The 24,126-nt window shown below is 46.0% G+C and carries 22 protein-coding genes; 8 read left to right on the top strand and 14 right to left on the bottom strand.

All coding sequences use genetic code 11. From position 1 onward, the window contains the following. Positions 1-41 precede the first annotated feature (41 nt). Genes HW447_RS09810 through HW447_RS09820 form a run of 3 tightly spaced genes read right to left on the bottom strand, consistent with a single transcriptional unit; the run spans position 42 to position 3,312 of the window. Positions 42-1,889 carry a glycerophosphodiester phosphodiesterase gene (locus HW447_RS09810; protein ID WP_176255119.1) on the bottom strand — a complete coding sequence of 616 codons (1,848 nt, stop codon included), beginning with the start codon at positions 1,887-1,889 and terminating at the stop codon, positions 42-44. Continuing rightward, positions 1,886-2,533, bottom strand: a complete 648-nt coding sequence (locus HW447_RS09815) for a GTP pyrophosphokinase (RefSeq protein ID WP_176255120.1) — start codon at positions 2,531-2,533, stop codon at positions 1,886-1,888. The genes HW447_RS09810 and HW447_RS09815 overlap by 4 nt, the downstream gene beginning before the upstream one ends. A 17-nt stretch (positions 2,534-2,550) precedes the next feature. Continuing rightward, on the bottom strand, positions 2,551-3,312 hold the full coding sequence (locus tag HW447_RS09820; RefSeq protein WP_176255121.1) for a S1 RNA-binding domain-containing protein: 762 nt from the start codon (positions 3,310-3,312) through the stop codon (positions 2,551-2,553). A gap of 387 nt (positions 3,313-3,699) precedes the next feature. Here HW447_RS09820 and HW447_RS09825 point away from each other — a divergent pair, with 387 nt between their 5' ends. Both HW447_RS09825 and HW447_RS09830 read left to right on the top strand, forming a co-directional pair. Next, complete coding sequence (locus HW447_RS09825) at positions 3,700-4,512, top strand: phosphatase (protein ID WP_176255122.1); 813 nt, start codon at positions 3,700-3,702, stop codon at positions 4,510-4,512. Next, a complete protein-coding gene (locus HW447_RS09830; RefSeq protein ID WP_176255123.1) occupies positions 4,509-5,480 on the top strand; it encodes a LysR family transcriptional regulator in 972 nt (323 codons plus the stop codon). Before HW447_RS09825 ends, HW447_RS09830 begins: the two co-directional genes overlap by 4 nt. A 132-nt stretch (positions 5,481-5,612) precedes the next feature. Here the strand turns inward: HW447_RS09830 and HW447_RS09835 are convergent, their stop codons facing one another. From HW447_RS09835 to HW447_RS09875, 9 genes are all read right to left on the bottom strand, one after another. Further along, on the bottom strand, positions 5,613-6,338 hold the full coding sequence (locus HW447_RS09835; RefSeq protein WP_176255124.1) for a GntR family transcriptional regulator: 726 nt from the start codon (positions 6,336-6,338) through the stop codon (positions 5,613-5,615). A 127-nt stretch (positions 6,339-6,465) separates the two neighbouring features. Next, a complete protein-coding gene (locus HW447_RS09840; protein WP_176255125.1) occupies positions 6,466-7,299 on the bottom strand; it encodes a PfkB family carbohydrate kinase in 834 nt (277 codons plus the stop codon). Further along, on the bottom strand, positions 7,299-8,276 hold the full coding sequence (locus tag HW447_RS09845) for an SIS domain-containing protein (protein ID WP_176255126.1): 978 nt from the start codon (positions 8,274-8,276) through the stop codon (positions 7,299-7,301). Before HW447_RS09845 ends, HW447_RS09840 begins: the two co-directional genes overlap by 1 nt. A gap of 35 nt (positions 8,277-8,311) precedes the next feature. Further along, complete coding sequence (locus HW447_RS09850) at positions 8,312-9,034, bottom strand: gamma-glutamyl-gamma-aminobutyrate hydrolase family protein (protein WP_176255127.1); 723 nt, start codon at positions 9,032-9,034, stop codon at positions 8,312-8,314. A gap of 14 nt (positions 9,035-9,048) precedes the next feature. Continuing rightward, positions 9,049-10,038 carry an ABC transporter ATP-binding protein gene (locus HW447_RS09855; RefSeq protein WP_176255128.1) on the bottom strand — a complete coding sequence of 330 codons (990 nt, stop codon included), beginning with the start codon at positions 10,036-10,038 and terminating at the stop codon, positions 9,049-9,051. Continuing rightward, complete coding sequence (locus HW447_RS09860; protein ID WP_176255129.1) at positions 10,035-11,024, bottom strand: ABC transporter ATP-binding protein; 990 nt, start codon at positions 11,022-11,024, stop codon at positions 10,035-10,037. Before HW447_RS09860 ends, HW447_RS09855 begins: the two co-directional genes overlap by 4 nt. A 33-nt stretch (positions 11,025-11,057) precedes the next feature. Continuing rightward, positions 11,058-12,704: an ABC transporter substrate-binding protein gene (locus HW447_RS09865; RefSeq protein ID WP_176255130.1), complete on the bottom strand. Its 1,647-nt coding sequence runs from the start codon at positions 12,702-12,704 to the stop codon at positions 11,058-11,060. Between the two features lie 31 nt (positions 12,705-12,735). Beyond that, positions 12,736-13,590, bottom strand: a complete 855-nt coding sequence (locus HW447_RS09870; RefSeq protein ID WP_176255131.1) for an ABC transporter permease — start codon at positions 13,588-13,590, stop codon at positions 12,736-12,738. A 15-nt stretch (positions 13,591-13,605) separates the two neighbouring features. Beyond that, positions 13,606-14,559, bottom strand: coding sequence for an ABC transporter permease (locus HW447_RS09875; protein WP_176255132.1), 954 nt, complete (start codon positions 14,557-14,559; stop codon positions 13,606-13,608). A gap of 328 nt (positions 14,560-14,887) precedes the next feature. On the opposite strand from HW447_RS09875, the gene HW447_RS09880 reads away from it, so the two are divergent. From HW447_RS09880 to HW447_RS09900, 5 genes are all read left to right on the top strand, one after another. After that, entirely contained in the window at positions 14,888-15,316 is a 429-nt protein-coding gene (locus tag HW447_RS09880) for a Fur family transcriptional regulator (RefSeq protein ID WP_176255133.1), read from the top strand. 109 nt (positions 15,317-15,425) lie between these two features. Then, entirely contained in the window at positions 15,426-15,971 is a 546-nt protein-coding gene (locus HW447_RS09885; protein WP_176255134.1) for an NADH peroxidase, read from the top strand. Positions 15,972-16,257: 286 nt separating this feature from the next. Next, on the top strand, positions 16,258-17,199 hold the full coding sequence (locus HW447_RS09890; protein WP_176255135.1) for a LysR family transcriptional regulator: 942 nt from the start codon (positions 16,258-16,260) through the stop codon (positions 17,197-17,199). A gap of 332 nt (positions 17,200-17,531) precedes the next feature. Continuing rightward, complete coding sequence (locus tag HW447_RS09895) at positions 17,532-18,839, top strand: 2-hydroxycarboxylate transporter family protein (protein WP_176255136.1); 1,308 nt, start codon at positions 17,532-17,534, stop codon at positions 18,837-18,839. A 51-nt stretch (positions 18,840-18,890) separates the two neighbouring features. Next, complete coding sequence (locus HW447_RS09900; RefSeq protein WP_176255137.1) at positions 18,891-19,712, top strand: alpha/beta hydrolase family protein; 822 nt, start codon at positions 18,891-18,893, stop codon at positions 19,710-19,712. Positions 19,713-19,815: 103 nt separating this feature from the next. Here the strand turns inward: HW447_RS09900 and HW447_RS09905 are convergent, their stop codons facing one another. Then, entirely contained in the window at positions 19,816-20,208 is a 393-nt protein-coding gene (locus HW447_RS09905; protein WP_176255138.1) for a hypothetical protein, read from the bottom strand. A gap of 391 nt (positions 20,209-20,599) precedes the next feature. Between HW447_RS09905 and HW447_RS09910 the strand changes: the two genes are divergently transcribed. After that, on the top strand, positions 20,600-21,145 hold the full coding sequence (locus HW447_RS09910) for an NADH peroxidase (RefSeq protein WP_176255139.1): 546 nt from the start codon (positions 20,600-20,602) through the stop codon (positions 21,143-21,145). A 209-nt stretch (positions 21,146-21,354) separates the two neighbouring features. Here the strand turns inward: HW447_RS09910 and HW447_RS09915 are convergent, their stop codons facing one another. Beyond that, entirely contained in the window at positions 21,355-24,003 is a 2,649-nt protein-coding gene (locus HW447_RS09915) for a cation-translocating P-type ATPase (protein ID WP_176255140.1), read from the bottom strand. Positions 24,004-24,126: the final 123 nt, after the last annotated feature.

Consider the following 24,126-nt stretch of genomic DNA (forward strand, 5'->3'; position numbering starts at 1 on the left):
TTCTTTCCTCCTGTCCTGCGTATTATCAAAATATTTGTAAATTATCCATGTTTCAGTCCCATTTTCAGGAACTCCAGCAGGTTCTTAGCCCCCGGATCCCCATACAGCACCTCTCTGGCCCTTGCAGGATAATCGGTAATAATATTATCCACTCCCAGAAGGCGCATCTGCTTCATCTCTCCCCGGTCATCCACCGTCCATACATGGACTCCTTTGCCGTTCTCATGAGCCGCTTCCACCATTTTTCGAGTTACAAAGCTGCTCCGTATGCTGATAAAATCAATGAATTCATTTTTATAATAGGATCCGTATCCCGCTGCAAGGATATAACCGGTACGAATATCCGGATCCGCCGCCTTGACCCGCTTTAGATATTCCAGAGAAACAGACGTAACCACGCACTGGTCCTTCATGCCGTATTCCTTTATAAGGCCGGCGGTCAGCTCCGGAAGGGAGCTTTTTTCTCCCAGGCTCTTTAATTCAATGTTCAGTCGAATACGTCCCTTGCAGGCCTCCAGAACCTCCCGCAGCGACGGAATCTTCTCTCCGGCGTATTCTTCCCCAAAATAACTTCCCACATCCAGAGAACGGGCTTGCTCAAAGGTCATATCCGTCAGCAGACGGTCTACCCCGGCTACCCGCTTTAAATTCCTGTCGTGGCAGACAACAACCACATCGTCGGCCGTGGTCTGGACGTCGATCTCGCAGTAATCTGCCATTTCATCCATGGCTTTAAAAATCGCCGCCATGGTGTTCTCCGGAGCCATTTTTGAACTTCCCCTGTGGGCGGTGATCTCCGTCTGTCCCAGAACGGACCAGTCGGAGGACATTCCGTTGTAAGCCATATCAAAAATTAAAAACGCTGCTGTTCCCGCAAGTACGCCGGAAAATAAGAGCAGCCACCTCCGCATGATCTCCCGCCGTCCCGGCACGATGCGCATGAAAGCTTCCGTCCGGCGGCGCACCGGATATCGTTTGGCCGAATCCTCCTGTTCCCGCCTGCTTTGGGAAAAACGGTAATACAGAACGGTCAGAGCGCCGAAATCCAGAATGACCGCAAATACAGCCCCCGCAAAAAGCAGGATAATCTCAGCCTTCCCGCACACCGCCGTCAGCACCGCCAGAGCGGCATAGCTGTCAGCAAACAGCGTCACCAGCACCGCCGCAAGGGCCATAGCCGCCCCATACAGAAGCACCAGGCCCCCCATGAGGAGCACATTGACACAGACCAGCGCCCCTACGGCCTTAATCCATCTTCCCTTCAGCAGCTCCATGCTCCGCCTCAGGCCGTCCCTGAAGCGTTTCTGCTCCACCATACAGGCCCAGAATACAAGCATGGACGGTACTGCCGCTGCTGACAGCACGGTCATAAGGATTACCAGCCCCAGTCTGGCTGCAGGCAGATTAAGAACTTCCTCCAGCACAAAATCCACAGGCTTAACCTTCGTCAGCAGCCGGGCCAGCAGATAGCTGTTCATCAGAATATAATTTCCAAGGCTGGCCACAAAAATCTGCCAGTTGCGCCGCCTGATCTGATCCCATGTATTTACCGCAGCGCCTCCCAGTATTCCCAGAAGATCCATCTTCCGGGAATAGGCCGATTCCTGGAAGGCTGTCACAAGCCCGGCGGTCTCCACGGTTACAAGCACCATCCCGCCCATGAGAGCCAGGGCTACGCAGGGAAGGGTAAAGGGATGCCAAAGAAAGGCCCCCAGATTGCCCAGGGTGAGATAGCTGTATCCCGCCATGGACAGAGAGAACCTTAAGAGGCCGTTTACCGCCCTAATATAGAATATACCTGCAGCCAGCCGGTATAGGATCACAAATACCACCAGCTGGCGCAGGTTCCATTTGATTACTTCATCTGTCTGTCTGAGAAAATGTTTCATTCTTCCTGGTGTGTTTTCGCAAAGGCTATGATGGCCTCATTTAACGAAAACATCTTTCTGTCAAGCATATCTATCATATCGGCGCAGTCCTTTAACTCCATAAGAAGGTTCTCCGGCGCATTTCCCTCGAACTTATAAGCAATCTTGTGCTCCAGGCTGGCCCAGAAATCCATGGCGACCGACCGGATCTGGATCTCTACCTTAGTATCCACTGCGCCGTCGGATAGGTATACCGGCACCGTCACTACCATATGGTAGCTCTTATAGCCATTGGGCTTGGGATGCTTGATATAGTCCTTTACATGGAGAACTGTGATGTCCTTTTGATCGGAAATGATCTGGGCGATCTGATAAATATCCGATGTGAAGGAGCAGATAATACGGATACCCGCGATATCGCTTAGATACTCCTGCATATTTTCAATTGTAACCTCTCGCCCGTCCTTTTTCAGCTTGTTTACAATACTGTCAGCCGTTTTCAGCCTGGATTTAATGTGTTCAATGGGATTGTAATCGTACCGGTTCACGAACTCATTATTCAGGATCTCTATCTTTGTATTGACCTTTTTTAAGGCTGAATCATACAGAAACATCACAGAACGCCATTGGTCGATCTGCTCATTTGCTTTGAGGATATTGAGCATTCCTACCCCTTCCTCTCTTACAGCTTCAGTCCCTTTAACAGATCTCCCAGCCCTGTGGTAGCTGAAGCGGTCTCCTTATAATTAAAGGTCTCATGTTCCTCTCTGTCTGCTTCCTGCTCTGCCAGGGCCTTCATGCTCAGACTGATCTTTCCGTCTGTGATGGAAAGGATCTTAACCTTTACGGTCTGGCCTTCCTTCAGCACTGCACCCGGATGCTTGATGCGCTGGGTGCTGATCTGAGAAATATGCACCAGTCCGTCTACTCCCTCTGCCAGCTTCACAAAAGCGCCGTAGTCCTTTAAGCTGTCTACGGTTCCCTCTGCCACATCGCCCGGTTTAAACTGAGCCAGACGTTCCTTTCTGGCCTCCTCCCTCTTCTGCCGCTCCACCTCGCGGCCGGACAGCACCAGTCTCTTTTTCTCAGGGTCTGCTGTGATGATCACAGCCTCCACGTGCTTGCCCTGCCAGTCCTCTAACTTCTCCACATACTCGGCGGACAGCTGGGAAGCCGGGATAAATGCCCTCACCTCATCTACAAATGCAACCACACCGCCCTTTACAGCCTCGGAGATCTTAACCTTGATAACGGTCTTATCCTCCATCATCTGAGCAAACTGCGCCCACTTCTGACCCTCTGCGCTGTCATCCTCCGGCAGGTCTCTTCTCTGATCCAAAACCGCGTAGGAAGCCTCCAGTTCAGCCGCATAATCCTCCATAGTCTCAACGGATCCCTCCGTTTTTACTTCCGTCTCCAATTCCTTTTTCATTTCTTCGCTCATGTTCTTATCCTCGCCTTCCGCTTTTCATTCCGCATTGTTACCCGACGCGGATCTGTGGGTTCCTGTTCCCGACCCGCCGGACGTATCCTTTCTGCCGATACAGGATACCGGGGTATTCAGCTTTCTACATTATATCAGCAACCCACCTGATATTTCTATACTTTTTATGAAAAATTATGCCAATTTTTTTAACAATTCATCCATATCAGCCCCAGACAAGACGGGTTTTACTCTGTATTCCGGCGCTTTTTCCTCCTTCCCTCTCCCTTGCCCCCGGCAATGTACTGTGTTATAGTTAGAAAGAACCTTTTTATGTATCCCACAGACAGAACCGGATCCCTGTACGGGCTGTATGGAATATACAAGACAAACCAGGAGGACATTTTCATGATCGACCTTTTAGATCTTCATACACATACTATTGCCAGCGGCCACGCTTACAACACCCTTTATGAAATGGCCCAGGCTGCTGCAGACAAGGGGCTTTCTCTTTATGGCTGTTCTGAGCACGCACCCGCCATGCCAGGCTCCTGCCATGCCTTTTATTTCAGTAACTTCAAAGTGCTTCCCAGAGTCATACGGGGAGTCCCGGTGTTAATGGGAACAGAGCTGAATATCCTGGACTACACCGGACGGGTGGATCTGGAGGATCACTATCTGCTTAAGACGGATTATGCCATTGCCAGCCTTCACACCCCCTGTATCGACAACCACGGCACCAGAGAGGACTATACGAAAGCCTATCTGGGCGCTATAAAGCATCCGCTGATCCACATCATCGGCCATCCCGACGACTCGCGCCTGCCTGCCGACTGGGACGCCGTGGCTGCGGCTGCCGCAAAAGAACACAAGCTTCTGGAGGTCAACAGCAGCTCCCTGTCGCCAAAGAGCACCCGGAAGGGAGCCAGGGAAAACTATGAGCAGGTTCTGGTTGCCTGTATGCGCTACGGCACCTCCATCATCATAAACAGCGACGCTCACTGCGAGGCGGACGTGGGAAACCACGAAATGGCTCACCGGCTCCTGGCCGACCTTCATTTTCCTGATGAGCTGGTGGTAAACACTTCTCTTAAAAAGGCGGCTGTCTTTCTCCCCTCCTTAGAGCGCCTTCTTAAGGAGCAGCCGGAACTGTTTTCCCATCCGAAAGAGACAGCCCCATCCCCTGATGGCAAAATACCCGGAGGTGAAAAACAGTTATGATCAATTTTCTGAACCTGGAATACTTTCTGGCTGCTGCTGAAGAATTAAATTTTACACGGGCTGCCAAACGGCTCTATATTTCCCAACAGTCCTTAAGCAACCATATTTCCAATATGGAAAAGGAATTTGATGTGGTACTGTTTAACCGAACCTCGCCTCTGACGCTGACCTATGCGGGCCAGGCGCTCAAAGTACGGGCCAGGCAGTTGTTGGATTTAAAGGATGAAACCTACCGCGAAATTGCGGATATCAAAGACTTTTCCACCGGCCAGCTCTCCATAGGCGTCTCCCACACCAGGGGCCGTTTCATCCTCCCTGAAATTCTCCCCACCTACCAGTCGGAATTTCCCGGCATTGAGCTGCGCCTGGTGGAGGGGAATTCCAGCGAACTGGCCAGAGATCTGCTTCATGGAGATATCGATCTGATGATCGACCTTCTGCCCTTTACCGCAGAGAATGTGGCCACCGTACCCATCTGCCAGGAAGAAATCCTGTTGGTTGTGCCCGACGCTGTCCTTAAGAAAACACATCCCGGCCAGGAGGAGGTCTTAAAAGCACAGCTGCAGGCAGGAGCGGATATCCATCTCTTAGAGCAGTGCCCCTTTGTTCTTTTAAAAAAAGGAAATCGGGTCCGCACCATTGCAGATGAAATCTTTGAAGACGCCCAGCTGACGCCGCGGGTGGCACTGGAAACAGAAAATATTGAAACTGCCCTGGCTCTCAGCGCTAAGGGAATGGGAATCACGTTCTATCCCCGAATGTTTACCTCCCCGGATCACAAGGCAAATGCCTACAAAAACCCGCTGATCCGTCAGGCAGGGCTAAATCTCTACCCCCTGGATTACTCCAGAGCCCACGGCACACTGGGCCTTGGCTATCACAAAGGTCACTATATGTCCAGAGCGACCCATGAGTTCATCCGCATTGCGCTGGAGCGCATTCCTTATACGGCTGCGGATGGAGATTAGATGGAAAGAGATGAAAATAATGTTAATAGAGACGTTTTTGGGCTCATCCAACCTGTAAAAACGTCTCTTTTCCGGTAACCATATTACGTTGCTTTAGAACTGCAGCCTCTTTAAAGTATAACCATGCCTTTTCTATTCTCCGGTTTCATATACATACAGAGAAAAACGATCACCATTGATCAGCTGAACCCCTGCATACAGCGGTGCGCCTTCTGCGTCATAAGCGGTACTCCTCACAAGAAGGAGGGGATCTCCTCTTTTTATGCTTAAAAGAGCTGCTTCTTCTGTGGTTGCCTTACACAGCTCAATGACCTTCTCCGAGCCATGTACCTGAACCCCCGCTCTTTCCCACAGATAATCGAACAGCGAATTGTCATCAAACCTGGCATCCAAAAGGAATGCATATTGAAGAGGAAAATAACTTTTTTCGATCTGAACCGGCTCTTTATCAGCCAGACGTAGTCTGGAAATATAAACTACCTTGCTCCCATCCTCAATTCCCAGTCTTTCCGCAATTTTGTCATCCGCCTCAATTAAACTGTTTTCCAACATTTTTGCCCCAGGCTTTACTCCTATCTGCTCACACATTTCAGTAAAACTTTGAAGTTTCTTCATATTACGGGAAAACTTGGGCTTTGTAACAAAAGTCCCTTTTCCCTGTTTTCGCACTACAAGCCCTTTTTGCATTAGAGACCCGACTGCCTTTCGCACTGTAATCAGACTGACCCCATACGCCTTTGCCATCTCCGATTCCGTCATTATCTTATCTCCCGGCTTATAAATACCATTTTCTATACTCTTTTCGATTTCCTCCATGAGCTGTGCGTACAGAGGTGTAACAACGTCCTGTCTCAGCATAACGTCTATCCCCCATTCAAAATATAATACTGTTGTTTTGATTTCTATTTTAATATGCGCAAATGAAAATGGCAAGAAAAAAAGGCATATCAGCGTGTAACCTTGCCTGTATGCCCTTCCCTCATTTTCACTTGGAATCCTCAAATGGTATTCCATATCCAAAAGCACCATTTACCATACAAGTCTTGGCTGCAAATCCTGCTCCTGCCGCCATGGCTGTCTCTATGTTCTGCGTGTCGAGCATAGACAGCAGGAAGGCCGCTGCAAAAGAATCACCAGCTCCCAATGTATCCACAGCATCAACTGGTTCCTGCATATGATGATAAAAACGAATGCCGTCATAAACAATGGATCCTTTTTTTCCCCTCGTAGCAATTGACAGCCTACACCCCTTTTCAACCATCCTTTTGCATAGTTCTCTACTTTCATCTTCTGCTGCATCTGCGCACGAGATAAATCCATAATCAACAAAGGGGAGAATGGAATCCATATATGACTCCTGTTTCCATCTTCCCGAAAAATCATAGGAAATGGGAACCTCTGCTGCCTTCACCTTAGCAAGCTGACTGTCAAAATGACTGTTGCAGCTTGTATGCACCAGCTGAAAACTCCTGATATAGTTCAGATCCTCATCATCTAATTCCAACGGATGTTCATTTATAATTCCGCCTTTGTTGCTCATAATAAACTCCCGTTCTCCATCTTCCAAGCGCACTTTCGCATATCCGTTCTCCCCTTTATGCTGCCTGCATCTGGAACGGTCTATCTGAAACTGATCTAATATATGTATGATATATTCTGCCGCCTGATCTGTTCCAAACACTCCCATATAAGCAGAATCTGCACCCATTTTTTTTGCATAAACAGAAAAATTCATTGCCTGTCCGCCAGGATACATAATCTTTGATGGGTAGTATTTGTCGCAGACATTATCCCCAATTCCAATCACTCGTTTTTTCATCAATACTCAACCTTCCACATATATCTTCTCTCATCCATGGAATGATCCCTGATTTCTGCCATCTGTGCCACATAATACCGTTCAATTGGTATAAGAACAACCGGATTAAAAAATTCAGCCACAGCTGTATCAATTCTGCCTTTATTGATCTTTTTAAAATCAATTACAATAAAATTCTTTGCATATGTGTTTAAAAAGCGAAGACATCTTTCATCCAGTGCTCTTGTTCGCCCTTCGCTCATGATTAGTATCATTGAAAGGTTCTGGTCTGTCGTTTCAAAGGGTCCGTGAAAATATTCTCCAGTATGGAGGCACACCGCGTGTTTCCACTGCATTTCCATAAAATGGCAGCAGCACATGGAATATGCCACTCCATAGTTCGGCCCGGAAGCAAGTACGTAAAATACCGGCTCATTCTTTTCTTTAGCAGCCCATTCCTTTGCCTCTGCCAGACAGTTTTTCTTTCCTTCCATCACAATATCATCTATATATCTATAAGCGTCCATCGCTTTCTGATAGTTCTCCCACCCCTCTATCTGGTGCAGCAGCTCAAAGCCAATCCGAAGAGCGTTTGCCTGATTTGAGTTGCTGTATACCTGATCATCACCATTTGAATACGTCACTACATACTGTCCTACTTTAGCCATGCCCGTGTCCATACTTCCCGTCATGGCAATGGTAATTGCCCCGGCTTTGTTAGCTGTTTTTACTGCTTCTACCGTTTCTGGTGTTGCTTTTAAGGAGCAAATCACCGCAATACACTGCTCATCCAGTTCTTTGGGAGCAGCATGAACAAATTCGTTGCTGGTATATGTAGTTGCACCAAATGATTTAGCTTCGCTCTGTAATAGATAGAGTCCCGGAAAAATAGCCGCCTTTGAGCCGCCGCAGGCTACAAAATACACCTGTTTTAAACCGCCGCGCAAATTCATTGTTTCCTTAATCTCAGACACAATTTCTTTTACTGCTTTAGACATTTTTTACCTCCTGAATATACTGACATAATATTTTGTCAGCAAAGTTTTATAAAATATTCAAACAACCGCGTTCCGTCAGGGCCAAAGGTCGGATTGGGAGCGTCTCCCCGCATTCGTTCTGGATGAAACTGGACGCTGAAAATAGGAAGCGTTTTATGTTCAATCGCTTCAATTGTCCCATCCAAAGCCCTGGCAGTCACATTTACCTCTGAGCCTGCACGGTCTGCACAATCTCTATGAAAACTATTGACCATAAATCTATTCCCATAAAGTTTCTGCAGAATAGAACCGTCACAAGCCTCAATTTCATGCTGAATACCTTCAGAATGTTCAAATGGATGTTTTCTTGGGAAGTTCAGCATATTATGGCCGCCTAGAGCAGCATTCACCAACTGATGCCCTCGGCAAATACCCATAATCGGTTTCTTTCGCCTGTAAAATTCCTGAAATACAGCAAACTCCATCTCATCACGCGCTGCATTACAGCCTGCCTTAAGATTATGAGCCACGTCTGTATCCTGATCCGCCAGATGATGAAACGTTTCCCCAAACCGGGCTGGATGTACGCTCTCACCGCCTGTAAGAAGCAGTCCATCTGCCAAATCTGCATATTCAGATGCCAGCACTGTGCTCCCCATCATAACAGGTATTCCTCCGGCATCAGCAATCGCATTCATATAAGATGTATTTACTATAAAAGATGGTACACCGCGGCTGTTCGTCCCTAGCAAACCTGTCACAAGAATAATTTTTTTCATAAAGGCTCTCCCCCTTATTTTGGTTGTTCATACAAAAAACAGCAAACACTTCTTTCTGTTCCATCCGGCTCTGCTGGCGATATAAGCTTGGGAACTTCGTTTTTACATCTCTGCTGTGCATATGCACAGCGCGTACTGAATAAACAGCCCTTTGGAGGGTTCAATGGACTTGGAACCTCTCCCTGCAGAATTATCTCCTCTTTTTTCGTATGCAGATCCGGCACAGGGATTGCCGAAATCAGAGCCTTTGTATAGGGATGAAGAGGCCTTTTGTACAGATCTTTTTTGCAGGCAAGCTCCACGATTCTTCCAAGGTACATAACTGCTACTCTGTCGCAGAGATATTCCACTACGCTCAGATCGTGGGAGATAAAAATGTATGTGAGTTTTCTCTCCTTCTGCAGATCCTTTAAAAGATTCAGAACCTGGGAACGAACTGAAACATCCAAAGCTGATACAGGCTCATCGCAGATCACTAACTCAGGGTCGTTGATCAATGCTCTGGCAATCACAACTCGCTGCCGCTGTCCCCCTGACATCTCGTGGGGATATTTGTCCAAAAACTTCTCACTCAGCCCCACCTCATTTAAGATATCCTTCACCTTTTTCAATTTCTCTTCTTTTGTATATTTTCCTGATACATTCAACGGCGTCATCACGGACTGAATTACCTTTTTCTTGGGATTCAGGGAAGCATATGGATCCTGAAATATGATCTGAATTTTTTCTCGCAGGGGACGCATTTGTTTTTCTGTTAAATGCGTAATATCCTGCCCCTGAAACAAAATCTCCCCATCTGTAATATCATGAAGTCTCAGGATCGTTTTCCCCAGTGTTGATTTTCCACATCCAGACTCCCCAACCAGCCCCAGGATCTCTCCGTGATTTACCGTCATACTAACCTGATCTACTGCTTTCACAGCGAGAGCTGTCCCATTCCTGCCTTTTTGAACAGGATAATATTTTTTCACATTGCGGATTTCAAGCAATGGCGCATCTGTCATATACTCCCCTCCTTTCCATACCGAAAGCATCTGACCATATGTCCGTTTACTGATCTCATCCCAGGATCTTCCTCCATGCACCTGGTATCCGCATACTGACATCTGGTACAGAAGCGACATCCCTTGGGCATTTCATCCAGCCCCGGAACAGCCCCTTCAATCGTATATAGGTGTCCCTTTTGCCCGCTTCCAATCCTTGGTATGGAATTCAGCAAACCAATGGTATATGGATGTGCAGGATGATCAAATATATCTTCCGCAGTGCCATATTCCACTGACTTTCCTGCATACATAACCATCACATTATCTGCCGTTTCCGCCACAACCCCCATGTCATGAGTAATCAATATAACTGATGTGCCAAACTCATTTGTAAGTGATTTTATAATTCTTAAAATCTGGGCTTGAATGGTCACATCCAGCGCCGTTGTCGGTTCATCTGCGATCAAAAGCTTCGGCTGGCAAAGAAGCGCCATTGCAATCATTACCCTCTGGCGCATACCTCCTGATAGCTGATGGGGAAATTCCCTTACTCTTCGTTCCGGCGAAGGAATCCCCACACGTTTTAACATATCAACACATTGATCCAACGCAGCTTTTTTTGTAATCTGTCTGTTATGGGTACGAATCATTTCTATCATCTGATCCCCGATTCGATATACAGGATTTAAAGATGACATGGGTTCCTGAAAGATCATGGATATTTCATTTCCTCTGATTTCCCTCATCCTTACGTCTGATGCCTTTGTCAAATCCTCCCCGGCAAAAAGTATCCTGCTTTCTTTCCCAATCACACTCACAGAAGGAGGAACCAGCCTCAAAATTGATGTAGCAGTCACGCTCTTTCCACATCCAGACTCTCCAACAATCCCAATTACCTTTCCCTTATCCAGCGAGAATTCCACATTTTCTACCGCTGTCAGTTTCTTTTTCCCCACATTGAAGGAAACCTTAAGATCTTTGACCTCCAGCAGCCGTTCCTCCATTTGTATCCCTCCTCGTATTTCACTTCGGGCCTTTTATTTTGCTACAGACCATTCCCATACCTTCTCATTGTTTACACCGCTTTCAAATCCGTTATAGCCCTGAAAACGCGCTGATTTCACACTGAAGGTATAACCATGATACAGCATAATAAGGGGCATTTCATCACAAAGCAGTTCTTGATACTGATGAACCAATTCCATTCTCTTCGTCTCATCCAGTTCTGATGCAATAGCATCCTGAATCTCTGCATATTGGGGATCTGTAATCTGGCAGTACGTAGCATTTTTATTATCATAATAACCTGCCATCCACAGCGGATAATCCATAGCGGTCGAACCACATATCCCCAAATCGTACGTTCCATCCTGAAGCCCGGAAAACATTGTTGCCAGTTCCACTGTCTGAACTTCAACCTGAATACCGGCCTCTGCAAGATTTTGCTGTATTACAGCTGCCATGCTCTCTCTTGCAGAAGTCACAACCATTTTTAAAGTACGGTCAGACTTCCACCCAGCTTCTGCAAGAAGTTCTTTTGCTTTCTCCACATCACGCTCCCATTTTGTATCAATTTCATAGGGAGAGCCTGGTATAATGCAGGTAGTAGACGCCACACCCTGTCCCTGAAGCGTCTGATCAATCAGAAGTTCCTTATCAATTGCATAGTTCATAGCCTGTCTGATTCTCTTGTCCTGTACATTCTGATTATTGATGAGGAATACAGCCGCCGTAGTCGGTTCTTTTGACTGCTCCACATCTAACCCCATGTCCTTTGCTGCCAGGGCATCATCCACCGTGGGTGCTTGGAAAAATCCATCCATTTCTCCCGCCGCGATGGACGTGATTGTATTAGTAGGCGCGATCACCTTAATGACCAGCTTTCCAAACTTTGGAATGCCCATATGATAGTCTGCAAAAGCTCCCAGCTGCAGTTCGCTGCCTGACAGTTCAGAAATAAACGTACATGGGCCTGAACCCACAGGATTTTTCCAGAAATCACTGGTTTTAATTTCCGACGGCTCCATATCTTTTAATAAGTGCTGCGGAAGAACATAGTAATATTTATTATGAAGGATCAGCCAATCCTCTACCGGCGTCACATTTTTAAACGTAAGCTTCAAGGTATAATCATCCAGCGCCTCTGCCTTAACCGATCCTTCGCTCTCTTCTGTACCCGTATCATCTGTTCCTGCCCAGGTGTTAAACTCACTTCTTAAACCATAATCAAAGTCCGGATTTGTGATCAGCTGTGCAGTAAAAACCCAATCATGGGCAGTAACCGGCTCCCCATCATGCCACTTTGCGTTTTCATCTAAATGAAAGACTGCTCCATAACCATCATCTACCGATTCCCAAGATGCAGCGCCGCGGGGGGTTACATCCGTTCCCGCCTCCTCTATAAATGCCAGACGGTCATAAAGTTTATCACACACAAGATTCTGGTACATGGAACCTGAAGATGAACCATATGGGTTAATCGTATCCCATGCCTGAGTCATTCCATATGTAATAACATCCTGTGAATAATCCCCGCCTTCGGATCCTTTTTCGCTCACCACTGTGGAATCCTGCTGCAATACAGCCGAACTGTTTTCCGCATTTTTGCTGCAGCCTGCAAGAATTCCTGCCAGCATGACCGACGAGAGCAAGAACGCAGCTATCTGATTTTTACCTTTTTTCATCACTTGTCCTCCTTGTTTTTTATGTTAAAATTTACACTTTCGTTTTTGGATCCAGCGCATCCCTTACGCCCTCACCAATAAAATTAAAACCAACTACAACTAAAATAATGCAAATACCTGGCGGCAGCCATACCCATGGCCTGGCCGTCAATACCAAAAGGTTCTGAGCGGCAAATATTATATTGCCCCAGGATGCCTGAGGGGTCTGTACTCCCATTCCAAGAAAGCTTAAAGAAGATTCTGTCAGTATTGCCCCAGCCACACGAAATGAAATATTTGCCCAAACAGGCGGAATTGCATTTGGAAGCACCTCTGAAAACAAAATGCGAAACGCCCCCACTCCTACTGCTTTAGACGCCTGTATGTATTCACATTCTCGAATCGACAGCACATTTCCATAAATCAGTTTGGCGATTGCAGTCCACCCAAGAACACCAATCACTACCGTAACCGTCAGTACGGAAGGCCCGTACACCGCCACCAGAACAAGAATCAGCACCATAGAGGGAAACGACATAAAGGCATCTGCGGTTCTCATAATAATTGATTCAGCCACTCCCCTGAAATATCCGGCAATCAGCCCCAGCGGAATTCCTATAACAACGGAAATTATAGTTGACATAATTCCTACAAACAATGAAATTCTTCCGCCATATAAGAGCCTTGCAAATAAATCACGTCCCACATCATCTGTTCCCAAAATATGCTCTGAGGAAGGAGGTTTATTGAATCCAGCCGTTCGGTCCGTCGTATACGGATCCAGCTCCATAAAAACCGGAATCAATATAACAGCCAATACAAGAAAGGTTACAATAGCCAGCCCAAGCATTGCCTTTTTATTATGAATCATTTTTTTCACTGCCTGGTTTTGAAATACCTTCTCCATAACTATCCCCTCCCCTTATTTAAATTTTATTCGCGGATCAAGGGCTGCATAAATCAAATCAAGAATTAGATTCATCACAAGTACCACTCCACATATCAGTACCGCTACTCCCATAATTACTGGATAATCACGGCTTGTAATTGCAGTGATCATAAGGCTTCCGATTCCAGGCCAGGCAAAAATCTGTTCTGTAACTACTGCTCCTCCAATTAAAAATGGAATTGTTAAGCTAATAGTAGTCACAATAGGAATCAATGCATTACGAAATGCGTGTTTCAGCACAATAACTGTGTTGGTAAGCCCTTTTGAACGTGCTGTCTTAATATACTCCTCGTTCAGCACTTCCAACACACTGGATTTTGTCTGTTTAATATAGTTTCCAATCGGCTGAATCCCGCAAACAAACGCTGGTAAAGCCAGATGATGCAGTAAATCGCCTAAATCGCTGCCTGTACCAACTGAATACATACCGCTGGTAGGAAACAGTTTCATTTTTACTGCTAATACATAGATTAGAAAAAGACTTAAGAAAAAATTGGGAATCGAGGCACCAATAAAGGCCACAAAGGTGCTTATATGATCCCATACAGAATTCGGCTTATACGCGGAAATAATTCCAAGGGGAATCCCAATAAGAATCGCTCCAACAATTCCTGTTCCTGTAAGCATCAGAGATGGAATGACTCTCTGACTGATCATCATACTAACTTGCTGTGATGTACGGTACGAAATTCCAAAATCTCCCCTAAGAAGATTCCCCAGCCATATAAAATATCTTACAATAAGCGGTTTATCCAGTCCCAAAGATACTTTCAAACTTTCCAAATCACTTAAGGAAAGCTCACCTGAGGCAGCAAGCACTGATAATGGTCCACCTGGTGCAAGGTTAATTAAGGTATAGATTACAAATGTAATTCCTAAAAAGACAGGTATTGCGTATAACAGCCTTTTTACTATGTATCGAATCATCCCAACCCCTCCTTTGTGTATTTTTACTTTTATCATTATATCATTATATATTATTATATGTCAAGATTGATAATATTTTTATTTTATTTACCGTTTTTTTATGATTTTTATCAACTATATCCAGCTATTCTCACCCCTTTACGCCATACACCTGTCCGTAACATCAATACATCCACGTAGATTAGAAATATCCGTATTTCTCTGAAATTATTCCGCTCATAAAATCACTCCATTTTAACTTATGTGAACCTTGACATATCAGCTGTCTCCTTTTATAATATAATAAACAGTAATCATTATTGTTATCATATTATTAAAGGAGACGCCTATGAAAGTATTAAAGTATAGCCGTCAGAGGGAAGCCATCAAAGCCAGTTTGATGAAACGGCATGATCATCCAACGGCAGACGCCCTATACGCCAGCATCCGCGAGGAATTTCCCAACATCAGTCTCGGTACTGTTTACAGGAATCTCAGTCTGCTGGTGGAGACGGGCGAAATCCGTAAATTAAGCTGCGGAAACGGAGCAGACCACTATGACGGCAATATTTCGCCCCATTACCATTTTGTCTGCAGCTGCTGCGGCCGTGTCTATGATATGGATATTCAGGAAATGCGTGAATTAAACGCTGCGGTCCAGGATCAGGCCCCAGGCCGTATTGATTTCCACTCCATTCTGTTCTATGGACAATGCCAGGAGTGTATGGATGAGGAAAACAGAAAAAAAGAGAAAAAGACTATTGACAAATCAGCATAAATCATTTATATTGATATCAGTAATCGTTACTATTATTGATTTTGACAATCGAATGGGCGCCGGGCCTTCCCCGGCACCCACACTATAAAATGAAAAGGAGATCACTACTATGAAGAAATGGGTTTGTACAGTTTGCGGTTATGTTTATGAGGGAGAGCAGGCTCCTGAGAAATGTCCTCAGTGCGGCGTTCCCGCTTCTAAGTTCAAAGAGCAGGCTTCTGATGAGATGGCTTGGGCCTGTGAGCATGAGGTTGGCGTAGCTCAGGGGTCTCCTGAGGATATCATGGCTGACTTAAGAGCAAATTTCGAGGGCGAGTGCACCGAGGTTGGTATGTATCTGGCTATGGCCAGAGTTGCTCACAGAGAAGGCTATCCTGAGATAGGCCTGTACTGGGAGAAGGCTGCTTACGAAGAGGCTGAGCACGCTTCCAAGTTCGCTGAGCTCTTAGGCGAGGTTGTTACCTCCTCCACAAAGAAGAACCTGGAGATGAGAGTTGCCGCTGAGAATGGTGCAACTGAAGGAAAGTTTGACCTGGCTAAGAGAGCCAAGGCTGCTAACCTTGACGCTATCCATGATACTGTTCATGAGATGGCTAAGGATGAGGCCCGTCACGGCAGAGCATTTAAGGGTCTGCTGGAGAGATACTTTGGCTAATTCCTGGAACGGAACAGACAGTATTTACTGATCGCAAAGGCATAATGTAGATTAAAAGTTTCTAATAAAGAACCATCGGCTATATTCAGTCGATGGTTCTTTTTGCATCAGATATATCCTGCTCAATTGTAAAGTCTCAAAACGTATGTTATACTATCCTTATTATGAAATAACCATACTCCAGGATCAGAAAAGGGGAAACCGCTTTGATTCATGCCTTTTACCTTTTAATCCTGGTATTTTATTTATGTACTAAAGTTTCTAAAACGTATATGGGGGTAAATAAATGGATACAAATATGTACCGCTACATCACAACCGTGGCCGAATGTAAAAGTATCTCTGCGGCAGCACGAAGACTATATATTTCTCAGCCAGCCCTGACGAAACAGATCAGCCGTTTGGAAACGCAATTAGGCTTCAAACTATTCGACCGCACCAAAACCCCCTTATCACTTACATCAGCTGGAGAACTATTTGTGGAATTTGCAGACCGGTATGTAAAATTGGAGAATGAACTGACAAATAAACTCCGTCTTCTCGATCCATCCAAATCCGCTGTTGTTACAGTTGCAACGACTCCTCGCGGAGGCACTTATATCGGGCCTTCTACCGCCTCATTTCTCTGCCATTATCAAGGGATTCAGCTGGAGTATATGAACGTCAGTGCCAATGAATGTGAAGCTGCTCTTGAAGATGAAACTGCCGATCTTGCAGTCTATACAGATCCGGTTATTTCAAACCAACTGGAATATATGCCTTTGGAAGAGGATCCGCTCCTTCTTGTTGTTCCCCGGAATAATATCCTTCTCCAGGGGAAAGAGCTTTCCGGAAACAGCCTGTCCACCCCCCTGATGCTTGATCCCCTGGAACTGCAGGAGCACCGGCTTACCTTTATTCTCTCCACTCCTAATCATAGTCTTTACCATGCTGAGTGTGCATTTTTAAGTAAATACCAGATTATCCCCGCTCAAAGTTTGCGGGTCGATTATGTGGATACCCGGTATTCTATAGCGGCCGGGGGCGCTGGTATTGCTCTTCTTCCCGCAATTACCGTATCCAGGATTTCTCTCTCCTCCGATGCTGTATTCTGTACCATACGCGGCAGCAATCTGTACCGTTACATTGTCATTGCGAGAAAAAAAGGACGTGCCCTATCAGAAAATGCCGAACTTTTTTGGCGTTTTCTGATAGACCGACGTTTTCATACCCATAGCAAACAGGAATAGCCTCTGGACTATTTTGCATAACCGCTTAAACTGCCCATTGCAGTTTGGGCGGTATTTTCTTTGCGCCTGTTTTCACATCATGGGAACCTTCGACGCTTCCCAAATGGCGAAAAGCATTCAAGGAGACCCCTTGTCCTGAATCATTATTTTTCTTTTAATATATTCCTTATTGTTATATTGCCCGTCTCAGCAGGAATATCCCCCCATCTTCTGTTTTGTTGTCTTTTTGATCATATTTATCTATAATTATTCTATAAATTTTACCGGTAATTTTAAATTATTATAACATTTTCACTATTCATTTTAAAACAAATAGCAGGAAGGTATTCATTATGGAAAAAGTAAAATCCATTAAATTGTTAGGATTTCCGCTCCCCGGCTTTCTGGTTCTCTTTGCGGGAGTTATGGCGATTGCGCTTTCAGGCGGTATGTTGGGAAATATGGTTGGCGCATTGGGCTTTGCAATGATCTGGGGCGCATTCATAGGTTGGATCGGCGACCGAATTCCTATCTGGAATAACTGGCTGGGAGGAGGAATGTTTCTCACCTGTCTGGCCACCGGGGCCCTTTCCACCTTTCACATTCTTCCCGACTCTGTAGTTGAAACACTAAACAGTTTCAATAACACCGTAGGTTTCCTCGATCTGTATATTCTCGTACTGATCACTGGAGCCATCCTGTCAATCGACCGAAAATTGCTTTTAAAAGCCTTTGCAGGTTTTATTCCAGCTATTCTGGGATCAATCTCTGTATCATTTCTGTTCACCGCCGCTGCAGCTCTGATCCTTGGAGAGGATCCTCTTCTTGGCTTAGTCAATGTAGCCCTTCCCATTATGGGAGGCGGAAATGGGGCCGGATGCATTCCCATGAGTAAAATGTGGGGTGAAATGACTGGTAATGCTCCTGAATCATGGTATGCTCCAGCGTTTGCTGTAATGTCCCTTGGAAATCTGGCTGCCGTTGTATCTGCTGCCTTTCTTGATCGTATGGGGCAAAAATATCCATCACTGACTGGCAATGGAACTATGATGAAAAAGAAAAGCATTACCGGTGCTGATGCCCCCACAGAAATCAAGATCGGAATTGGCGAGTATGCCTCCGGCTTCGCTCTTGGTCTCTGCCTCTTTATATTTGCCGATTTTTATGCCTCCAAACTATCTATTATCAATCATGCCGGACTTGGATTCACCATACACAAATTTGCATTTATGGTAATATTCGCTGCGATATTAAATGCACTTGGACTGATTCCTGCTGAAATTCGAGCCGGAGCACGGGGAATGCAGACATTTTTTACTAAATATATGTCTCTGCCTCTCATGGTTACTGTAGGAATCGGAACGGATCTGACTGAATTTGCCGGCGCTTTTACCTTTGCCAATGTTGTTATGATCATAGCCTGTGTTGTAGGCGCTGTAGCAGGTGCAGTGCTGGTTGGCGTTCTTTTTGGCTTTTACCCTGTAGAAATTGCCATCACTGCCGGTTTAGATATGGCCGGAGGCGGAGGGGCCGGGGATGTTCAGATCCTGGGAGCCAGCCACCGAATGGAACTTATGTCTTTTGCTCAAATTTCGTCCCGAATCGGAGGGGCTATCATGCTGGTCATAGCCAGCGCCATGTTTGGTATGCTGAATACATAATCCATCTTGCTTTACTGCAAAATTACACTTTATTACCAGGAGGTACATAAAATGCCTAAAAAAACTTCTCTGTCTGCTGACCTGACACAGGAAATGAAAAAAAATCTGTTTGGAAATGCATACCTCAATATGCTCTGGCATTGTCCAAGCGATCCCCGTTTTCACTATTGGGTTCACCTGCCCGACTGTTATTATGACGAACCAGATCCCCATTATCAGCTGCTTGTCATCATACACGGAACCGGCTGCGGAATAGAGGAATATATCAGATCGGCCCGAACTCTGGCTGATAAACAGCACGTTGCAATCCTTGCCCCCGTATTTCCCGGAGGTCTTATTGACCATGATGATTTTAACAGCTACAAGCTTCTGTCCTGCGATGGGATCCGCTACGATCAGATTCTTTTATCTATGATAGAGGATATGAAAAAACGCTATCCAGGACTGGAAACAGACCGTTTCTTTCTATTCGGACATTCCGGCGGCGGACAGTTTGTAAACCGATTCCTTTTTGTGCACCCGGAACGGCTGAAAGCTGTTTCTATCGGAGCGCCGGGACGCCCCACTTTCCTTAATTCTAATGAAGATTACTTTTGGGGAATTCGGGATTTCAAAGTATATTTTGATAAGGACCCTGATCTGGAAAAGATATGCAAAATTCCGGTGCAGATTACAGTTGGCGAACGGGATACAGCATTTATCGGTGATTCCCCCTATGGTTCCAATCGCTTGGAACGGATGAAGAGCCTCAAAGCAAATCTCGAAGCTAATGGACTGTCTGTTTGTCTTGAAATTCTTTCTGGATTGGAGCATGGAGGCGGCGAAGATATACGCATAAATACTGCACAGGAATTCTTTGAACGATATTTATAAATCTCTTTTATATATGGAAGGACAGCCCCCTCAAATCCAATTTTGGGGGGCTGTCCTTACGTCTGCTCTATATCCTCTCTGACCTAACTTACTTTTTAAAGCCTTATCGCTTAGTATTCTCAGGAATTGTACCGTCCTTTAAAAACCTCTTATATTCTTTATTTAGATTAAATGTACCCTTTACAGCGTAAATTCCTATGAGAATCAGCCACCATCCGGCAATCCTTCCTATACTCATTACCATATAAATCACATTAAGAATGCTGTAAACCAACATCAATACAGCGCATACCCGGCTTCTGGCAAATTGAATTCCAAGGCCAAAGCCTATAACCAGCACAACATCAAACATCATGCTATAGTTGTGTGTATACAGGCCAAGTGCAACAGAGATCGCGGCGCATATATAACTAAATATTGCAGCAGATTTTATATTGTCTTTGCTTTCCTTGCTTGCGTATTTTGCAAAAAACTCCTTTTTAGTCACGTTCTCCATCCATATTCCTCCTTTTTCGGCATACAAGTGATTATAACACATCCGCTGTACTCTAAAATCCTCACAATCCATACAGCCATAAATAACTCCCGCCTGATTATCACCACGAGGCTGCAATGCCCAATGCCATATAGCGACAGCACTGTTATAGATTCACCTGCTTTCTAAAATGACATTTTTAGCAGTATTTGTCAAGTTTTTTTAACTGGATTCACAGTAACTTAGGGCAGCAAAATAGTAGTTATAAAATTTTTTTAAAAAACTATTGACAAATCAGCATAAATCATTTATATTGATATCAGTAATCGTTACTATTATTGATTTTGACAATCGAATGGGCGCCGGGCCTTCCCCGGCACCCACACTATAAAATGAAAAGGAGATCACTACTATGAAGAAATGGGTTTGTACAGTTTGCGGTTATGTTTATGAGGGAGAGCAGGCTCCTGAGAAATGTCCTCAGTGCGGCGTTCCCGCTTCTAAGTTCAAAGAGCAGGCTTCTGATGAGATGGCTTGGGCCTGTGAGCATGAGGTTGGCGTAGCTCAGGGGTCTCCTGAGGATATCATGGCTGACTTAAGAGCAAATTTCGAGGGCGAGTGCACCGAGGTTGGTATGTATCTGGCTATGGCCAGAGTTGCTCACAGAGAAGGCTATCCTGAGATAGGCCTGTACTGGGAGAAGGCTGCCTACGAAGAGGCTGAGCACGCTTCCAAGTTCGCTGAGCTCTTAGGCGAGGTTGTTACCTCCTCCACAAAGAAGAACCTGGAGATGAGAGTCGCCGCTGAGAACGGAGCAACCGCAGGTAAGTTTGACCTGGCTAAGAGAGCCAAGGCTGCTAACCTTGATGCTATCCATGATACTGTTCATGAAATGGCTAAGGATGAGGCCCGTCACGGCAGAGCATTTAAGGGTCTGCTGGACAAATACTTTGGTTAATTCCTGACATTATATAAAGCGCTCTCCATATTGCTTCATTTCACAAAAATACCCCCGGCAGCAATACATATTTGCCTGGGGTATTTTTTTGCGGTTCTTTCTGTCAGTATATATCTTCTGACACATTATGAAAAAAGGCCCTGGCCTGCGGATACATTTTCGCAGGCCAGGGCCTTTTACTATATCATCTGTTATTTTATCCGGAATGTTTATACTCCAAGCTTTCTCTGTATAAACTTCACAACTTCCATGATAGGAATGATCATTACAGCCAGTCCCAGTGCAATCGCATACTCGTGAAGATCAATTGGAGTAAACTCAAATGCCTTTGCAAGGAATGGTACTTCGATTACGGCAGTAGTAAGAACCAGAGAAACGATCATAGCGCCGTAAAGGAACGCATTTCCTGTTTTCATTGTAAAGATAGAGCCTCTGCGGCTTCTCATGTTCAGAGAGTGGCAGATCTCTACCATGGACAGGGTCAGGAATGCCATGGTAGTTCCATCCGGGCTGTTTACAAACTCCCATACGCCGCTTTCGATGTAATGACCTACAATGTAGGAGATCATAACAAGCACCGTAACCACGAAGCCCTGGAAGAATACGTCAAAGCCCATACCGCCGGCAAAGATACCTTCTCTTGGATCTCTTGGAGCCTGCTTCATGATATCAGCCTCGCTCTTTTCCATACCAAGAGCCAGCGCCGGGAAACAGTCTGTGATCAGGTTAATCCACAGCAGATGCACCGGTTCCAGAATCGTAAAGCCGATCAGGGTTGCGAAGAAGATTGCAAGCACCTCTGCCAGATTGGATGCCAGAAGGAACTGGATCGCCTTACGGATATTTGCGTAAATACGGCGGCCCTCTTCTACTGCAGATACGATGGTTGCAAAGTTATCGTCTGCCAGTACCATATCCGCTACGTTCTTTGTAACGTCCGTACCTGTGATACCCATTCCCACGCCGATATCAGCGCTCTTGATGGAAGGAGCATCATTTACACCGTCGCCCGTCATCGCTGTAATACGGCCCTTAGCCTTCCATGCATTGACGATACGTACCTTATGCTCCGGCTGTACGCGGGCATAAACGGAGTATTTCTCAATATCTGTCTTAAACTGTTCATCACTGATCTCGTTTAACTGTGCGCCTGTGATCGCCTGGCTGGCGTCCTCAATGATTCCCAGCTCCTTAGCGATCGCCACAGCTGTATCCTTGTGGTCGCCGGTGATCATGATGGGGCGGATGCCTGCTTCACGGCATTCAACGATTGCAGCCTTTACCTCAGGACGGACAGGGTCGATCATACCGGACAGACCCAGATAGATCAGATCCTGCTCCAGATTAGAAGCATCTGTATTTTCTGGAAGTACCTTCCACTCTCTCATGGAACCGCAGAGCACGCGCAGCGCCTTATCTGCCATTGCCTTGTTGCTCTTTAAGATGGAACTGCGGATCTCTTCAGTCATTTCCACAGCCTGACCGCCGATATAGGCTCTGGTGCAGCGCTTTAATACCTCGTCAGGAGCGCCCTTTGTAAACTGAATGAAGCTGCCGTCCGCCGTCTTGTGGATGGTAGTCATCATCTTACGCATGGAATCGAAAGGAGCCTCTGCCACGCGGACATATTCACTCTCCAGCTGATCCTTCGGAAGTCCGTTCTTTGCAGCATCATTTACCAGCGCGCACTCCGTAGGCTCTCCTACTGCCTCGCCGCTGTCTGGGCTTAAGGAAGCGTCGGAACAGAGCGCCATGGCGATCTCCAGCATCTTCTCATCATCTGCAACGTGCTCCACTACCGTCATCTTATTCTGAGTCAGAGTACCTGTCTTATCGGAACAGATAATCTGAGTACATCCCAGGGTCTCTACCGCTGTCAGCTTACGGATAATGGCGTTTCTCTTTGACATATTGGTAACGCCGATGGAAAGAACAATGGTAACAACGGCTGCCAGGCCCTCAGGAATAGCAGCTACAGCCAGAGAAACGGCTACCATAAAGGTACTTAAAATGGTGTCGCCTGTGATGCCGCCAGAGCTTCCCTGCGCGCGCAGCAGGCCCACAGCGAAAATAACCACGCAGATTCCCACAACCAGGACGGTCAGGAACTTGCTCAACTGGTTTAACTTGATCTGGAGAGGTGTCTCCTCATCCTTTGCCTGAGCCAGAGCGTCAGCAATCTTACCCATTTCCGTATCCATACCGGTAGCTGTGATCACTGCCTTGCCGCGGCCGTAAACTACGGTGGAGCCCATGTAAACCATGTTCTTGCGGTCGCCTAAGGGAACGTCCTTCTCACCGCCCAGATTTAACACCTGGATGATCTTGTCAACCGGAACAGACTCACCGGTCAGAGCCGCTTCCTCGATCTTCATGCTGGCGCACTCGATGATACGTCCGTCAGCCGGAACGGAATCACCTGCCTCTAAGATCACTACATCGCCCGGAACCAGCTCTTCGCTCTTTAATGTCACGAGTTTTCCGTCACGCATAACCTTACTGGTGGCTGCTGCGATTTCCTGCAAAGCTGCGATGGCTGCCTCTGCCTTGCTCTCCTGAACAACACCCAAAACAGCATTGATCACAACTACCGCCATGATGATGATAACATCTGTAAATGATTCACCCTCATAGTAAGCGGTAATTCCGGAAATAACCGCCGCCACGATCAGAATAATGATCATGGGATCTGCCAGTTCATCGAGAAATCTCTTTAACAGGGAATCCTTTTTTCCCTCTTTCAGCTTGTTGTGACCGAATTTTTCCAGGCGGCTGGCCGCCTCCTGTGAGGAAAGACCCTCTTCTGAGGTTTTCTTCTCATTCAGCACATCCTGAATACTGGACAGGTACTCTTTCATTGCTTCTTCCTCCTTTGATATTGGCGCGCTACCATTTTTCACAGTAAGCCCGCATTGATGTACCCTCAGGAGCGTCTTTGTCATCATGCCCGGCACGGCCATCCGTTATACATCTGACCCGGT

It is taken from the genome of Enterocloster alcoholdehydrogenati (assembly GCF_013282095.1).
Taxonomy (GTDB): Bacteria; Bacillota; Clostridia; order Lachnospirales; family Lachnospiraceae; genus Enterocloster; species Enterocloster alcoholdehydrogenati.

Coding starts and splice junctions, on each gene's coding strand:
- HW447_RS09810 (WP_176255119.1), bottom strand. CDS start 1,889: ATGAAACATTTTCTCAGACAGACAGATGAAGTAATCAAATGGAACCTG.
- HW447_RS09815 (WP_176255120.1), bottom strand. CDS start 2,533: ATGCTCAATATCCTCAAAGCAAATGAGCAGATCGACCAATGGCGTTCT.
- HW447_RS09820 (WP_176255121.1), bottom strand. CDS start 3,312: ATGAGCGAAGAAATGAAAAAGGAATTGGAGACGGAAGTAAAAACGGAG.
- HW447_RS09825 (WP_176255122.1), top strand. CDS start 3,700: ATGATCGACCTTTTAGATCTTCATACACATACTATTGCCAGCGGCCAC.
- HW447_RS09830 (WP_176255123.1), top strand. CDS start 4,509: ATGATCAATTTTCTGAACCTGGAATACTTTCTGGCTGCTGCTGAAGAA.
- HW447_RS09835 (WP_176255124.1), bottom strand. CDS start 6,338: ATGCTGAGACAGGACGTTGTTACACCTCTGTACGCACAGCTCATGGAG.
- HW447_RS09840 (WP_176255125.1), bottom strand. CDS start 7,299: ATGAAAAAACGAGTGATTGGAATTGGGGATAATGTCTGCGACAAATAC.
- HW447_RS09845 (WP_176255126.1), bottom strand. CDS start 8,276: ATGTCTAAAGCAGTAAAAGAAATTGTGTCTGAGATTAAGGAAACAATG.
- HW447_RS09850 (WP_176255127.1), bottom strand. CDS start 9,034: ATGAAAAAAATTATTCTTGTGACAGGTTTGCTAGGGACGAACAGCCGC.
- HW447_RS09855 (WP_176255128.1), bottom strand. CDS start 10,038: ATGACAGATGCGCCATTGCTTGAAATCCGCAATGTGAAAAAATATTAT.
- HW447_RS09860 (WP_176255129.1), bottom strand. CDS start 11,024: ATGGAGGAACGGCTGCTGGAGGTCAAAGATCTTAAGGTTTCCTTCAAT.
- HW447_RS09865 (WP_176255130.1), bottom strand. CDS start 12,704: ATGAAAAAAGGTAAAAATCAGATAGCTGCGTTCTTGCTCTCGTCGGTC.
- HW447_RS09870 (WP_176255131.1), bottom strand. CDS start 13,590: ATGGAGAAGGTATTTCAAAACCAGGCAGTGAAAAAAATGATTCATAAT.
- HW447_RS09875 (WP_176255132.1), bottom strand. CDS start 14,559: ATGATTCGATACATAGTAAAAAGGCTGTTATACGCAATACCTGTCTTT.
- HW447_RS09880 (WP_176255133.1), top strand. CDS start 14,888: ATGAAAGTATTAAAGTATAGCCGTCAGAGGGAAGCCATCAAAGCCAGT.
- HW447_RS09885 (WP_176255134.1), top strand. CDS start 15,426: ATGAAGAAATGGGTTTGTACAGTTTGCGGTTATGTTTATGAGGGAGAG.
- HW447_RS09890 (WP_176255135.1), top strand. CDS start 16,258: ATGGATACAAATATGTACCGCTACATCACAACCGTGGCCGAATGTAAA.
- HW447_RS09895 (WP_176255136.1), top strand. CDS start 17,532: ATGGAAAAAGTAAAATCCATTAAATTGTTAGGATTTCCGCTCCCCGGC.
- HW447_RS09900 (WP_176255137.1), top strand. CDS start 18,891: ATGCCTAAAAAAACTTCTCTGTCTGCTGACCTGACACAGGAAATGAAA.
- HW447_RS09905 (WP_176255138.1), bottom strand. CDS start 20,208: ATGGAGAACGTGACTAAAAAGGAGTTTTTTGCAAAATACGCAAGCAAG.
- HW447_RS09910 (WP_176255139.1), top strand. CDS start 20,600: ATGAAGAAATGGGTTTGTACAGTTTGCGGTTATGTTTATGAGGGAGAG.
- HW447_RS09915 (WP_176255140.1), bottom strand. CDS start 24,003: ATGAAAGAGTACCTGTCCAGTATTCAGGATGTGCTGAATGAGAAGAAA.